This window comes from Solirubrobacter soli DSM 22325, from assembly GCF_000423665.1.
Lineage (GTDB): Bacteria > Actinomycetota > Thermoleophilia > Solirubrobacterales > Solirubrobacteraceae > Solirubrobacter > Solirubrobacter soli.
Map to the genome: position 1 here is coordinate 104,360 of NZ_AUIK01000001.1, position 13,996 is coordinate 118,355.

A 13,996-nucleotide genomic window follows, 5' to 3' on the forward strand; every position below is an offset into this window, starting at 1 on the left:
GTCAGCTCGCCGAACCGGACGACGAGGCCCGAGGCGGCGACCGCACTCAAAGCACGTGCTCCGTCAGCAGATGCGCGACACGCTGCCTGCGCTCGTTGAGCTCGGCCTCGAACGTCTCGAGCTCCTCCTTGCGCCGCCCCACCAGCGCCAGGAGCGAGTCGACGTGCGCGAGCGCCTCGTCCAGCAACCGCCGCTGTTCGACCGGGTCGCTCGTCTCGTTCCACGCCCGCCGCCGCTGCGCCCGCTCGTCCTCGCCGTGCATGACGGCCTTCAGCTCGTCCAGCGAGAGCCCGAGCGTGTGTTTGAGCCGCACGAGCTCGAGCAGCCGCGCGAGGTCCTCCTCGCCGTACTCGCGATGCGACCCCGCCGGCCGCGAAGCCGACTCCGGCAGCAGCCCGATCTCCTCGTAGTAGCGCACGGTCCGGGGCGTCACGCCCGCTTCCCGCGCCAACTCGCCGATCCGCACCGTCAGTCCCCTTTCGGCCGCAGCAGGCAGATCACGCCGCCGAACAGCGAGGTCGCCGCCAGCACCCACAGCGCCGTGTGCATGTTGGACACGAACGGCTCAAGGGTGGCATCGGAGAGGCCTGTCGTGACGCCCGAGAAGATCGCGAACAGCGTGTTCTTGTCCACCGAGGAGGTCACGATCGCGAGCACGAACGCGATCGAGATCACGGCGCCGGTGTTCTGCAGCATCGTGCGCGCGCCGGCCGCGATCCCGCGCCGGTAGGTCGGCACCGTGCCCATCATCGCGGCGGTGTTGGGCGAGTTGAACATGCCCGAGCCGACGCCGACGACGAACAGCCAGACCGCCGACCACGCGTACGGCGTGTGCACGCCGAGCGTCGTCATACCGACCAGCGCGAGCGCGGATACGACCATCCCCGCCGCCGAGAGCATCCGCGAGCCGCGGCGGTCGGCGTACACGCCCGCGATCGGCGACGCGATCAGCATCCCGATCGCCATCGGCGCCAGCTCGATGCCGGCCGTGATCGGGTCCTGCCCCTTGACGCCCTGGAAGTAGAAGACGAACACGAACAGCAGCGCGAAGCGCGACAGCCCGTTGATGAACGCCGCGCCGGTGGCGGCGGCGAACAGGCGGTTCTCGAAGATCGTCAGGTCGAGCATCGGCGCCCGGGAGTGACGTTCGATCAACACGAACACCGGCAACAGCACGACGCCGGCGACGATCCCGCCGATCGTCCACGGGTCCGTCCAGCCGTTGAGGCCGCCGCGCGAGAGCCCGAAGACGAGCCCGGTGAGGCCGAGCACGAACACCAGCACGCCCGGCACGTCGTAGCCGCGAATCCGGTCCGGCTTGGCCAGCTCGCGCAGGATCAGCCACGCCCACAGCGAGCCCAGCAGGGCGAACGGGACGTTGAACCAGAAGACCCAGTGCCACGAGATCGCCACGAGCGCGCCGCCGAGCACCGGCCCGATCACGAGCCCGATCGCCGCGACCATCGTGTTCGTCCCCATCGCCAGCCCGAGCTGCTCCTTCGGGAACGCGTCGGTCACCAGCGCGGCCGAGTTCGCGAACAGGAACGCGCCGCCGATCCCCTGCAGCACCCGCCAGACGATCAGCTCGGTGCCGCCGCCCGCGAAGCCCGCGCCGAGGGAAGCCAGCGCGAAGAGCACGAACCCCAGCACGTACGCCATCTTGCGCCCGAACAGGTCCGACAGCCGGCCCGCGAAGAGCACGAGCACGGTCGAGGAGATCATGTAGGCGAGGATCACCCAGACGAGCGAGAGGATGCTCGTCCCCAGCGCCCGCTCCAGGTCGGGCAGCGCGATGATCAGCGTGCCCGAGTTGATCGTCGCCAGCAGCATCCCGAGGCTCGTGCACGACAGCGCCCACCACTTGTAGTGCTCGTGCTCGGCATGGACGCCGATCCGGCGCCGCCGAGCCGCTGCTGTTTCGATCGCCATGGAACTAGATCCTAACGTGAACGTCAGGTTCTAGATGAGAGCACCTTCATCGCCGCGTTGTGACCCGGGATCCCGCTGACGCCGCCCCCGCGCCGCGCGCCCGCGCCGCACACGAGCACGTTGTCGTACGCGGTCTCGACCCCCCACGTGCCGACCTCGCCGTCCTCCTCGGCGAAGGGCCACAGCAGGTCGCGGTGGAAGATGTTCCCGCCCGGCAGCGCGAGCTCGGCCTCGAGCTCGACCGGCGTGCGCGCCTCGATGCACGGCTCGCCCGACGGCGCGATCCACAGGCAGTCCTCGATCGGCTCGCCCAGCACGCTGTTCAGCGACGCCAGGGTCGACGCGATCGCCTCGGCCTTGGCCGCCTGCGGCTCGCGGGCGAACAGCCGCGCGGGCATGTGCAGTCCGAAGCAGGTCAGCGTCTGAGCGCCCGCCTCGCGCAGGTCCGGCCCGAGGATCGTCGGGTCGGTCAGCGAATGGCAGTAGATCTCGCATGGCGCCAGCTCGGGGATCTGGCCCCGCTGGGCCTGCCCGTAGGCGAGCGCGAGCTGGGTCGCCGACTCGTTGACGTGGAAGGTCCCCGCGAACGCCTCGAACGGGTCGATCGACGGGTCGCGCAGCCGCGGGAGCCGCTTGAGCAGCAGGTTCATCTTCAGCTGCGCGCCCTCGGGCGGCGGGTCGGGCTCGGGCTCGCCGAGCAGCCGCGCGAGCACGGCGGGCGCGGCGTTGGAGAGCACGTGGCGCGCCGCGACCGTCCCGCCGTCGAACACCACCTCCGCGCCGACGCCGTCGGTCTCGATCGACGTCACCTCGACCCCGAGGCGGATCTCCGCCCCGGCCGCGTACGCGATCCCCGCCAGCGACTCGGTCAGCGCGCCCATGCCGCCGACCGGCACGTCCCAGTCACCGGTCCCGTTGCCGATCACGTGGTAGAGGAAGCAGCGGTTCTGGCGCAGCGACTCGTCGTCGATCCCGGCGAACGTGCCGATCAGCGCGTCGGTGGCGATGATCCCGCGCTCGAAGTCGTCCTCGAAGTAGCGGCTCAGCACCTCGCCCAGCGGCCGCTCGACCAGCGCCTCCCAGGCCGCGTCGTCACCCACCCGCGCCCGGAGCTCCTCGCGCGAGACCAGCGGCTGGGTCAGCGACGGGAACACGACCGACGCCATCCGCTCGGTCAGCGAGGAGAACGCCGCCCAGTTGGGGTTCGGCGGCTCGCCGGCCCGCACGAGCAGCCCGGTCCCGTCCGGTCGCGGCGAGTACGAGGACACCGAGCGACGGCGAAGCTCGATCGGCAGACCCAACTCCGTGGCGAGCTCGCGGGGGAAGAGCGAGACCAGGTACGAGTACCGCGACAGGCGCGCGTCGACGCCATCCCACGGCCGCTCGGACACCGCCGCGCCGCCGACGTGATCGGAGCGCTCCAGCACCAGCACGGACTTCCCCGCCCGCGCGAGCAGCGCGGCCGCGACGAGCCCGTTGTGCCCGGCCCCGATGACGACCGCGTCGTACACCTAGCGGCCGCTCCCGGAAATACGCCCGATTCCGGCGGGCCCCGCCCGCCTCTGCCGGGCCCCGGCAGGCGCCCACGTACTACCGGTATGCACGCGCCTGCCAGGACCCGGCAGAGACGACCGTGGATCTGGCCGGCGATCGGCCGTATTTGCGGTCGCGACCACTAGCCCAGCGCCTCGAACAGCTCCGTATAGGGCTGACCCGTCGCCTCGGCCACGGGCTGGTAGGTCACCTTGCCGTCGACGACGTTGACGCCCTTGGCCAGGCCCGGGTTCTCGCGCGAGGCCTGCAGCACGCCCTTGTCGGCCACGTGCAGGACGTACGGCATCGTCGCGTTCGTCAGCGCCCGCGTCGAGGTCACCGGCACCGCGCCCGGCATGTTGGCCACGCAGTAGTGCAGGATGCCGTCGACCTCGTAGGTCGGGTCCGAGTGGGTCGTCGGGCGCGAGGTCTCGAAGCACCCGCCCTGGTCGATCGAGACGTCGACGAGCACCGCCTGGCGCTTCATCAGCCCGAGTTGCTCGCGCCGGATCACGTACGGCGCCTTGGCCCCGTGCACGAGCACGGCGCCGATCACGAGGTCGGCCTCCGGCAGGCGCTGCTCGATGTCCAGCGTCGACGCGTAACACGTGTCGGCGCGGCCGTTGAAGGCGATGTCGAGCTCACGCAGGCGATCGATGTTGCGGTCGTAGACGTAGACCGTCGCCTCCATGCCGAGCGCGATGAACGCCGCGTTCATGCCGACCACGCCGCCGCCGATGATCATCACCTTCGCCGCCGCGACGCCCGGTACCCCGCCGAGCAGGATCCCGCGCCCGCCGAGTGGCTTCTCGAGCATGAACGCGCCCGCCTGCGTGGCGATCTTGCCCGCCACCTCGCTCATCGGGGCCAGGAGCGGAAGCCGGCCGCGGGTGTCCTCGACCGTCTCGTACGCGACGCACGTCGCGCGCGACTCGACCAGCCCGCGGGTGAGGTCGGGGTCCGGCGCCAGGTGCAGATAGGTGAAGAGCGTGTGGCGCGGCTCGAGCATCGCCACCTCGACCGCCTGCGGCTCCTTGACCTTGACGATCATGTCCGCCCAGGCGAAGACGGCCGGGGCGTCCGGCAGGATCTGCGCGCCCTGCGAGGTGTAGTCGGAGTCCTCGATCGCCGACCCGAGGCCGGCACCGGCCTGGATCGCGACCTCGTGACCGTGCTCGACCAGCTCTCGCACTCCGGCCGGCGTCAGGGCGACGCGGTACTCGTCCGTCTTGATCTCGGTGGGGACGCCGACCTTCATGTAGTCAGTTCCTTTCGGTCTGCACGAGTTCCCGCCCACGTAAGGCGAGCCAGAAGTCGATGCGGTCTCTCGCGCTGTCCAAGGAGCGGCCCGTCAACTCCTCGACGCGGCGGATCCGGTAGCGCAGCGTGTGACGGTGGCAGAAGAGCGCCTTCGCTGCGCGCTCCCATTGCCCGTTGCATTCGATGAACGCCTCCAGCGAGCGCATCAGCTCACCCCCGTAGGCGCCCTCGGAGTCCTCGATCGGGGCCAGGATCGAGTCGCAGAACAGCCGCAGCGCGTCGTCGTCCTGCAGTGACAGCAGCAGCTGGAAGCTGCCGAGGTCGCGGTACGTGGCGAGCTTGGTCGCGCCGTTGGATCCGTTCACCGACAGCGCCCGGGCCTCCAGCGCGCAGCGCGCCTCGTGGTAGCCGCGCCGCAGCTCGCCGGGCGCGACGGCGCGGCCCGCGCCCGCGGGCATCGCCTCGCGCACGACCCGCGCCACCCGCGCGTGCAGGCGCTCGGCGACGGCGAACAGCTCGTCGTCGTCCGTCGCCGGCAGCAGCGCGCAGAGGAACTTCCCGGCGGGAGCGACGAGGCCGCCGCCCAGCTCCTCGCGGACCGCCCGCGCGAGCTCGTCCTCCGCCGCGCCGCGCGCCGCCCGCGACGGCGCGAGGACGAGCGCCCCGGCGCGCTCGCGCAGCCCGAACGGCTCCAGCCGCCGCGCCAGCTCCGGGCCGGCCACCTCGCCCGAGACGAGGGCGCTCATGACGTCGCCCGCGAGGCGCCGCTCGGTGTCGTCGACGACCCGCCGGCGCAGCAGCTCGAGCGCCACGATCGTCACCGCCTGGTGCAGCGTGAGCCGGTCGAGCTCGCTCAGCGCGCCCACGTCCTTGGCCGCGATCAGCCACGCCTCGGGCGGCGGGCCGTCGCCGCGGCCCTGCGCGGTGCGCGCGACCGGCAAGGCGAGGGCTCCGGGTGGGAGCGCGTCCGGCACGAAGCCGCGGCGCGCCCCGCCGGCCAGACGCCCGCGCAGCTCGGCGGCCAGCGCGCCGACGTCGAGCTCGCCGCGCCGGGCCAGCGGCTCGCCGCGCCCGTCGAAGATCGCCGCGCGCCCGGCGATCAGCGCCGCCAGCTCGGCGGCGAGGCCGTCGAGACCGCGCTCGGACAGCACGACGCGCTCCAGCCGCTCGTGGGCGGACAGGGCGCGCCGCAGGACCGCGTACTGCTCGTTGACCAGGTGCGAGAACGCCTTCTCGGTGATCGCGATGAACGGCAGCTCGTAGGGGACCTCGAAGAGCGGGAACCCGTGCTCGCCCGCGGCGGCCAGCAGCGCCTCCGGGATCGCGTCATGCGCGAAGCCGACACCGAAGCCGAGCCCGGTCAGCCCGTGTTGGACGAGCCGCCCGACATAGCCCGCGGGATCGTCGCCGAGTTGCAGCCCGGTGGTCAGCAGCAGCTCGCCCCCGGACAGCCAGGGCGTCGGGTCCCGGAGCTCTGAGATGTGCACCCAGCGCACCGCACGGTCCAGCCCCGCCTCGCCGGCGGCGATCTCCAGCTCCAGTTCGCGCAGCAACGCTCGCAGCGGCAGCATCCGCTGCGAGCCTATCGCCGTGCGGGACTCCTAGGCCGCGACGGGCTGCGATCGCACGAAATCCCTGCTCCTGATCAACGTCAGGGACGTCACCGCGGCCCCGAAGGCGAGGACCGCGCCGACCAGCATGATCGAGTTCAGGCCGTCCACGAACCCCGCGACCGGCGTCGCGGCGCTGGTGACGTGGTGGGAGAAGATCGCGCCGAGCGCCGCGACGCCGGTGGCGATCCCGACCTGCCGGAACGTGGAGTTGATCCCGCTGGCCATTCCGGCTCGCGCGGGCTCGACGACGCCCACCGCCGTGCTCGCGAGCGGCACGTTGATGAAGCCCGCGCCGATGCCCGCGACGAGGAAGCCGGGGATGAAGTGCGTCCAGTCGCTGGTCGGGTCCAGGCCGCGCATCAGCAGCTGGGCGATGCCGACGCACAGGAAGCCAGGGCCGATCAGGAACTTGGTGGGCACCTTCTCGGTCAACCGTCCCGCGATCGCGGCCGTGAAGAAGATCGGACCCGACAGCACGAGGAAGCGCACGCCGATGTCGATCGCCGACAGCCCCAGCCCGGCCTGCATGTAGATCACCAGGTACGGGAACAGGCTGAACAGCGACGCGCTGATCGCGAACGCGGCGATCAGGCCGCCCACGAACGCGGGCTTGCGGAACAGCGTGAGGTCGAACATCGGCTGCTTCTGCAGCGCCTCCGCCGCGACGAAGGCCACCAGCAGCACGACCGCGGCGACCAGGGACCCGGCGACGGTCGCCGAGCCCCATCCGTCCTCGTTGGAGCGGATCAGCCCGAAGACGAGCAGGGCCAGGCCGAGGCTGAAGGTGCCGAGGCCGAGGAAGTCGACGGGGCGCGGGTTCGGGTCCTTGGACTCTGTGACGGCGCGGATCGTGATCACGAGCGCGACGACGCCGACCGGGATGTTGACCAGGAAGATCCAGCGCCACGACAGGCCGCTGGTGAGCGCGCCGCCGATCACGGGGCCGACCGCGACTGCGATGCCGGTGACCGCGCCGAAGACCCCGAAGGCGACGCCGCGATCGCGCCCGTGGTACGCGTTGGCGATGATCGCCAGGCCCGTGGCGAACATGATCGCGCCGCCGATGCCCTGGAACGCGCGGCTGAGGCTGAGGAAGGTCGATCCGCTGGCCAGGCCGCACAGCAGCGAGCCGAGCGTGAAGACCACGATGCCGATCGAGAACAGCAGCCGGCGCCCGAAGCGGTCGGCCAGCGAGCCGGCGGTCAGCTGGAGCGCGGCGAGCGTCAGCGCGTAGGCGTCGATCACCCACTGCAGGTCCGACAAGGAGGCGTGGAACGCCTGCTCGATGTCGGGAAGCGCGACGTTCACGATCGTGACGTCGAGAAGCAGCATGAAGATGCCGGCGGCGACAGCCACCAGGGTCAACCACTTGCGTTCCATGCCACGCACCTTACCTTCAGTTCAACTTATCGTCAACTTGCCTAACCATGTGGTCGGAGACCTATGATCTCTACGGCGTGGATCCGCTCATGGACTACACGGGTTATCTCCTGCGGACGGCGTTCTTGCGCGCCGCGACGATCGCCGCCCGCGAGTTCGGGCAGGAGTCGCACCCACGCGAGGCGGCGGCCATCGCCACCCTGCAGGCCTACGGGCCGCTGTCCCAGCAGCAGCTGGCGAACGGCTTGAACGTCAACCGGACCGTGATGGTCAAGCTGATCGACGGCCTCGAGTCCAAGGGCTTCGTCGAGCGCGTCCGCAATCCGGAGGATCGCCGCGCCTACGCGCTCCACGCCACCCGCACAGGACTCGAGTCCATGACCGAGATGCTGCCCCGGATGGCGAGCGCCGAAGCGGAGCTGACGGTCAACCTCTCAGAACCCGAGCACGAGCGGCTGAACGCGCTGCTGCGCGAGGTGATCGCGCCGCAGCCGCCGGCGCTGGCCGATCGCACCGGGTTCCTGCTCGCCCGTGCGCACCATCGCTTCCACGAGCGCGCCGACGAGGTCCTCAAGCCCTACGCGATCCAGATCCGCCAGTTCGGCGCGCTCGCGCGGCTGGCCGACGGGACGTCCTCGCAGCGCGAGCTCGCCGACCGCCTGCAGGTGAGCACGCCGGTCGTGGTCGAGCTCGTCGACGGGCTCGAGGCCGCGGGGTTCGTGGAGCGGCGCCGCGATCCGGACGACCGGCGCCTCAACGCGTTGCACGTCACGGGGGGAGGCCGTGACGTGCTGGAACGCGCAATCGCCGTGCTGCAGGCCGCGAACGAGGACTTGACGCGGCCGATCGGCGCAGATGGTGACCGCGAGCTGCGGTCGCTACTACGAAAACTGCTCGGAATCTAAACCCCACCTAAGGGGTCTGACCCCTTAGGTGGGGTTTAGGTTTATGCCGCGGCCGCTTCGGCGGCGCGCAGCGGCGGGCGGGTGACCAGCGCGGCGGCGCAGACGAGGACGAAGGCGAAGGCCTGGACGACGATGCCCAGGGCGTCGGAGGGCATCGGGTCGCCGAAGACGATGATGCCGCCGAGGATGCAGGAGACGTTGGCGGCGGTGGAGGTGGCGGCGATGACCGGGACGGCCTCGCCGTCCTGCATGCCGCGCGCCGAGGCGTAGAAGGCGACGACCGAGGCCAGGACCGTGATCGCCAGCCAGGGCGAGCTCACGATGCCGACGAAGCCGCCGGCGCCCGTGAGCGCCTTGATGGCGATGTCGGAGACGCCGAACAGCACGCCCGCGGCCGCGCCCAGCATCACGCCGTGGTGATGGTCGGGCATGCCGAGGTGCTTGCCGCCGATCAGCAGCGCGCCGAGGACGAGCATGCCGCCCTCGAAGCTGATCATGCCGAAGACCGAGTAGGTGGAGTGCGCGCCGGTGGCGGCCGGGAGCGTGATGACGAGCAGCACGAGGCCCAACGCGGTCATGCCCACGCCCAGCCACTGGCGCATGCCGACCTGGAAGCCGAAGAGCCGCTCGGCCATGACGGCGAGGATCACGACGCCGGTGGAGAGGACCGCCTGGACGACGGAGAGCGGGGCGAAGGCGAGGGCGGCCACGTGGAAGATCCAGGCGCCGGTCGCGACGGCCATGCCGATCGCGAACCACTTGCAGGAGTAGAGCTCCTTGGCGGTCCGGAACGGGTGACGGATGTCGACCGTCGGGGCGTCGTTCGCACCCTTGTGCTTGTACAGAAAGCCCAGCTGCGTGGCGATGGCGCAAGCGAACGCCAGCAGAATGCCCAGATTCAGCGACACGTGTCCTCGTACGTCGATTCAGCAGAGATTCCTCGCCACCAGCTCTTCGAAAGAGCGGGCTCCCCGGCGGGATGATCTCTACATCGGTCCCCGACCCGCGACTCTTTAGCGCGGTGGCGCCAGCGTAACGTCAGATATGAAGATTCCCTCAAGATGGCGCGTCGAACCCCCCTAAAGGAGAGGGCCCCTAGACCATTGCTGTTGGTCGACGTGGACGGCGTCCTCTCGCTCTTCGGCGGAGCCCGCGTGGCGCCCGAAACGCTGCTGCCAACACTGGTTGACGGGGTCCCGCATCTGCTCTCGCGGACCGCGGCGGAAGCGCTTGCGGAGCTCACCTCGGAGTTCGAGTGCGCGTGGTGCACCGGGTGGAAGGAGCGCGCGGATTCTCATCTTCCTCATCTGCTCGGGCTCCCTCGCGGCTGGCCGCACGTCCGCTTCCGAACCGCTCCCAACCACGGCGGCCACTGGAAGCTCGGCGGGATCGACGCGTTCGCGGGCCCGGAGCGGCCGCTGGCGTGGATCGACGACCACCTCGATGACGCCTGCCACGCCTGGGCGGCGGCCCGCGCGGGCCCGACGCTGCTGCTCGAGACCGATCCGGAGATCGGACTCACGCGCGCGCACGTCGCGCGCGCACGCGCGTGGCGCGCCACACTGGACTCATGAAGCTGCTGATCCTCGCCGTCCTGCTGCTCGGCTGCGGAAGCGACGTCGCGTCGGCGGCGACCCTCAAAGGAACGTTGAAGTACAGCCGCAACGGCGGCTTCGCCGGCGTCAGCGAGAGCGCCTCGATCGCCCCGAGCGGGAAGGCGACGTTCAAGGTCTCCAAGCGCCGGACGACGACCTTGACCCACGCTGAGCGCTCGCGGCTGGCCCGCTACGCCGAGGCCGCGGACATCCCGCACGCGAAGGTGCCCAAGGGCAGCAAGTGCTGCGACACGTACGCCTATGACCTGACCTACCGCGGGCGCACGCTGCGCTGGTACGACGGCGGGAAGGTGCCCAAGGCGCTCGCCACGCTCGTCGGCGAGCTCAACCGCCTCGTCAAGAAGCACGGAGGCGGGCTCGGCTGAGCCCGCCTCCGTCGTCAGATCACGGCGTCGTGGTCGACAGCGTGAAGGTGAGCGTCTTGCTGTAGGCGCCCGTGCGCAGCGGCTCGTTGGCCGCGATCGCCTGCTTGAACGTGACCGGCACCGACTCGTTGGACGTCGGGGCGGACCACGTCTTCACGACGCCGAGGCCCTGCAGCGGCGACGCCAGCGCGAACGCGCCGTTCACCAGCCGGCCGGTCGCGGTGCTGCTCGGATCGGCGACCGTCAGGGTCGCGTCGCCGGCGGTGGAGAGCACGGTCGCCGTCGTCGACGCCGTGTACTCCTTCGCCACACCCGGCGTGAACGCGCCGAACGCGGCGGGCGCGCCGAGCGTCAGCGCCAGCGTGGCGGGCACGCTGCCACCCACGCTGCCGTTCTCGTCGTCCGCCGCGACCAGCAGCCGCTGGCTCTTGACGGCCGACGTGTTGCCCTTCATGTCGGTCGCGATCCACTTGACCGTGTACGCGCCGGGCGTGCTCAGCGTCAGCACCTCGCCGATGCTGCGCGCCCGCTGGTTGTTGTACGTCGGCGAGGCCAGCGTCGGGGTCGAGCCGTCGGTCGTGTAGCGGATGACCGCGGCCTCGTCGTCCCAGTTGAACCGGAAATTGATCGGCTCACCGCTGGTCTGGGCCGCGGAGTACTCGATCGACGTGCTCGGCGCCTTGGTGTCGACGGCGTAGTCGTACGCGGACTCGACCATGCCGTAGTTGCCGTTGGCGAACTCCATCGCCTGGTCGCGACCCTCGTTGATCAGGTTCGCGTTGCAGGTGCCGGTGCCGCCGCCGGTGCCCACGCCCGAGAAGCACGGCTGGAAGCCGGTGATGATCTGCGCGGTGCCGGTCGAGGTCGACGTGAAGCGGTCCGCGCCGGTCTCGAACGAGTAGCTGATGATCCCCTTGCGGTACCACTGGTCGTCCGCCGAGTTGCCGGCGGCCGAGTAGAGCACGTCGGCGATCGGGCCGGTGCGCTCGGGCAGGATCACGGTGTTGCGGTGCTCCTTGATGCGGGCGAGGATCTTCTCGCCGGCCTCGAAGAAGTACTTCTCGATGCCGATGTTCGGCGCCGGCGCCGTCGTGCGGGCACCGTCGTTCTTGTAGGAGCCGGGCGCCCACATGAAGTAGCCGCCGTAGGAGTGGATGTTGTTGGCGAACTTGATGTTCGGGAACGTGTCGACGACCCACTTCTCGTTCTTGATCTCCGGCTCGGAGTACTCCGCCGGGCCCGAGTAGGTGTCGCTGGTGCAGCTCGACGAGGCGCCGAAGTAGCCGTCGAAGAGCGAGAACTCGCCGTTGTTGCGGTTGAGGTCGACGCCCCAGCTGTTGCGGCCGGCCGGGTCGGAGTTGCCGGTCAGCGGGCAGTGGTTGGTCATGTTGCGCCGCTGCGAGTTGAAGTCGTACATCGAGTAGTGGCCGCCGTCGGGGTTGACGTTCGGCAGGATGAAGACCTCGACCTGGTCGAGCAGCTTCTTGGTCTCGGGATCCGTGGCGTAGTTGCGCACCAGCCGCTCGGCGGTCTCGACGCAGGTCAGCGACGTCGTCCACTCGCGAGCGTGCTGCTGGCAGTAGAGGAACACGCCGACCTTGGAGCCGTCACGGACGGAGCCGATCCGGTACACGCGCTGCTGGAACGGCCCGCGGGCGACGTGCGCCGGGGCGTTGAGGAAGTCGTCCAGGTTCACCTTGGCGCGGACCGGGACGACGCCGGCGCCCGCGTTGTTGCGGTACGTCATGGCGGAGACGAGCGCCGTCGCGGCGGGCGAGGCGTTGATCGCCGCGACGACCTGCGCGGCCGTGCTGGTGAGCGCGCCGGTGTCGCTGGTCGCCAGGTTGACGACGATGTCCTTGCCGGTCACCGCGACGCTCAGCGGCGAGTTGTTCGCGCCGGGGTTCTTGAACTCGGCGGTGACCTCGTCGCCGCCCTGGTGGCCCCAGTCCTTGGCGGTCAACACGACCGCGGCGGCCGCCGACGCGGCGGCGGAGCCGGAGGTCGGCTGGACCTTGAGCGTGAAGTCGCCGATGTCGCCCTGGAAGCCCGAGATCTCGATCGTGTAGGTCCCGGCCACGGTGAAGGTGCGGTTGATCACCTCGGGGCTGGTCCCCGTGTCGACGTTGTTGAGGACGGTGCCGCTGGGGTCCTTGAGCGTCAGGATCAGGTCGGTCGACCCGGACGGGATGCCGTCGGTCGTGATGCGCAGCGGCGTGTTCAGCGGCGGGCTGAACGTGTAGGAGGCGACGGGCGCCGCGGCGGTGATCTCACCCGTCTGGTCGAAGATCGGCGTGCCGAGCTGGACGTCCGGCGCCGAGCCGATGGCGTTGGAGCCCGACATGATCGCCTGCGACTTGCGCTGGTAGCCGCCCGTCAGGTTCGGGAGGTTGACCGGCGTGACCAGGTTCGGGAACTGCGCGGCCAGCGCGTCGAGCTGGGCGCGGTTCTCCGTCGGGTCCTGGTAGCGGTTGAAGAAGCCCTTCTGGTAGCCGGCGACGTTCGGCGGCAGCGTCGTGCCGAGCCACTCGGTCACCTTGTAGGTGTCGACGGAGCCGGAGGACGCGGCGACGCGGACCGTCATCTGCGAGGCCGGGATCGCGGCCTGCTCGGGCGTCAGGCGCACGAGCTGACGGTGGTACATGTACTCGTCGGGCGTCGGGTCGGTGTCGACGAACCGACCCATGTTCGTCGCCGTCGAGTAGACCCCGTCGGCGCCGGCGAACGAGAGCGCCAGCGTCGGCCCGGTGAAGGCGGTGTTGGAGCCCGCGACGCGTACGGTCGCCTTGTTGTGCGCCTCGACGTAGAGGAACGTGCCGGCGTAGTTCGTGAATTTGTTGGCGCGCTGGATGACCGTCTCACCCGGGGTCGGCACGACGGCCTTGCCCTCGAGCTTGATGCCGCCGCGCGGGACACCCTTGGACGCGAGGTCCGCCGCGAGCCCCTCCAGGGCCGCCGCCTCCTCGCGCTCGGCGTTGACCGCGGCGCGCGTCTTGGCGTCCTCGATCGTCTGCCCGATGCGGAAGCCCATCGCGCGCAGCTCAGCCCGCTCCGATGGATCGACATCGATGTTCAGCTGGATCGAGCCGTCGTCCTCGACCTTCTTGTACTCGGCGAGGTCGTAGCCGCTCGCCGAGAGCTTGTCGACGTCGGCTTCCGAGTCGACGAAGACCTGCACGAGCGCGGTATCGGAGCCCGGCAGCGTGTCATTCGCCGACGCGATCCCTGCTGACCCAAACAACAACGCGGCCGTCGTGGCCAACGTCAATGATCGTCTCACGATCACTCCAGCACCCTCCTTCAGGCTTTAAAGGCCACACCGCGCGAGACGATCGCGCGGTGCATGAGGAAGAGTTGAACAGATTATGAGAGATCGGGGAACTGGCCGGGCGTGG

The 13,996-nt window shown here is 70.3% G+C and carries 11 protein-coding genes; 3 read left to right on the top strand and 8 right to left on the bottom strand.

The window, feature by feature from the left end; genetic code table 11:
- Nucleotides 1-46: 46 nt before the first annotated feature.
- The 6 genes from G569_RS65115 to G569_RS0100610 form a co-directional block, all read right to left on the bottom strand.
- Nucleotides 47-466 carry a MerR family transcriptional regulator gene (locus G569_RS65115; RefSeq protein WP_028061965.1) on the bottom strand — a complete coding sequence of 140 codons (420 nt, stop codon included), beginning with the start codon at nucleotides 464-466 and terminating at the stop codon, nucleotides 47-49.
- Between the two features lie 2 nt (nucleotides 467-468).
- Complete coding sequence (locus G569_RS0100590) at nucleotides 469-1,929, bottom strand: MFS transporter (protein ID WP_053225643.1); 1,461 nt, start codon at nucleotides 1,927-1,929, stop codon at nucleotides 469-471.
- Nucleotides 1,930-1,952: 23 nt separating this feature from the next.
- The gene (locus tag G569_RS0100595) at nucleotides 1,953-3,440 is read right to left on the bottom strand and encodes a phytoene desaturase family protein (RefSeq protein ID WP_028061967.1); all 1,488 of its coding nucleotides are present in this window, start codon (nucleotides 3,438-3,440) and stop codon (nucleotides 1,953-1,955) included.
- A gap of 164 nt (nucleotides 3,441-3,604) precedes the next feature.
- Nucleotides 3,605-4,720: an alanine dehydrogenase gene (gene ald / locus G569_RS0100600; protein WP_028061968.1), complete on the bottom strand. Its 1,116-nt coding sequence runs from the start codon at nucleotides 4,718-4,720 to the stop codon at nucleotides 3,605-3,607.
- 4 nt (nucleotides 4,721-4,724) lie between these two features.
- The gene (locus tag G569_RS0100605; protein ID WP_028061969.1) at nucleotides 4,725-6,293 is read right to left on the bottom strand and encodes a PucR family transcriptional regulator; all 1,569 of its coding nucleotides are present in this window, start codon (nucleotides 6,291-6,293) and stop codon (nucleotides 4,725-4,727) included.
- A 30-nt stretch (nucleotides 6,294-6,323) separates the two neighbouring features.
- Nucleotides 6,324-7,715, bottom strand: coding sequence for an MFS transporter (locus tag G569_RS0100610; protein WP_028061970.1), 1,392 nt, complete (start codon nucleotides 7,713-7,715; stop codon nucleotides 6,324-6,326).
- A 77-nt stretch (nucleotides 7,716-7,792) separates the two neighbouring features.
- Here G569_RS0100610 and G569_RS60710 point away from each other — a divergent pair, with 77 nt between their 5' ends.
- The gene (locus G569_RS60710) at nucleotides 7,793-8,620 is read left to right on the top strand and encodes a MarR family winged helix-turn-helix transcriptional regulator (protein ID WP_169542034.1); all 828 of its coding nucleotides are present in this window, start codon (nucleotides 7,793-7,795) and stop codon (nucleotides 8,618-8,620) included.
- A gap of 41 nt (nucleotides 8,621-8,661) precedes the next feature.
- Here G569_RS60710 and G569_RS0100620 read toward each other — a convergent pair whose 3' ends face one another.
- Nucleotides 8,662-9,528 (bottom strand): DMT family transporter, encoded by an 867-nt coding sequence (locus G569_RS0100620; RefSeq protein WP_028061972.1) that lies wholly within the window; start codon nucleotides 9,526-9,528, stop codon nucleotides 8,662-8,664.
- A gap of 201 nt (nucleotides 9,529-9,729) precedes the next feature.
- Here G569_RS0100620 and G569_RS44460 point away from each other — a divergent pair, with 201 nt between their 5' ends.
- Together G569_RS44460 and G569_RS0100630 are read left to right on the top strand one after the other, a co-directional pair.
- Entirely contained in the window at nucleotides 9,730-10,194 is a 465-nt protein-coding gene (locus tag G569_RS44460; RefSeq protein WP_157591734.1) for an HAD domain-containing protein, read from the top strand.
- Nucleotides 10,191-10,601: a hypothetical protein gene (locus G569_RS0100630; RefSeq protein WP_028061973.1), complete on the top strand. Its 411-nt coding sequence runs from the start codon at nucleotides 10,191-10,193 to the stop codon at nucleotides 10,599-10,601. Before G569_RS44460 ends, G569_RS0100630 begins: the two co-directional genes overlap by 4 nt.
- A 19-nt stretch (nucleotides 10,602-10,620) precedes the next feature.
- Here the strand turns inward: G569_RS0100630 and G569_RS56940 are convergent, their stop codons facing one another.
- Nucleotides 10,621-13,863, bottom strand: coding sequence for a M14 family zinc carboxypeptidase (locus G569_RS56940; protein ID WP_053225646.1), 3,243 nt, complete (start codon nucleotides 13,861-13,863; stop codon nucleotides 10,621-10,623).
- Nucleotides 13,864-13,996 lie beyond the last annotated feature (133 nt).

What these genes read in the sequence shown, in the direction of transcription:
- G569_RS0100630 (WP_028061973.1), top strand. Translation starts at nt 10,191, where the DNA reads ATGAAGCTGCTGATCCTCGCCGTCCTGCTGCTCGGCTGCGGAAGCGAC.
- G569_RS0100605 (WP_028061969.1), bottom strand. Translation starts at nt 6,293, where the DNA reads ATGCTGCCGCTGCGAGCGTTGCTGCGCGAACTGGAGCTGGAGATCGCC.
- G569_RS0100610 (WP_028061970.1), bottom strand. Translation starts at nt 7,715, where the DNA reads ATGGAACGCAAGTGGTTGACCCTGGTGGCTGTCGCCGCCGGCATCTTC.
- G569_RS0100590 (WP_053225643.1), bottom strand. Translation starts at nt 1,929, where the DNA reads ATGGCGATCGAAACAGCAGCGGCTCGGCGGCGCCGGATCGGCGTCCAT.
- ald (WP_028061968.1), bottom strand. Translation starts at nt 4,720, where the DNA reads ATGAAGGTCGGCGTCCCCACCGAGATCAAGACGGACGAGTACCGCGTC.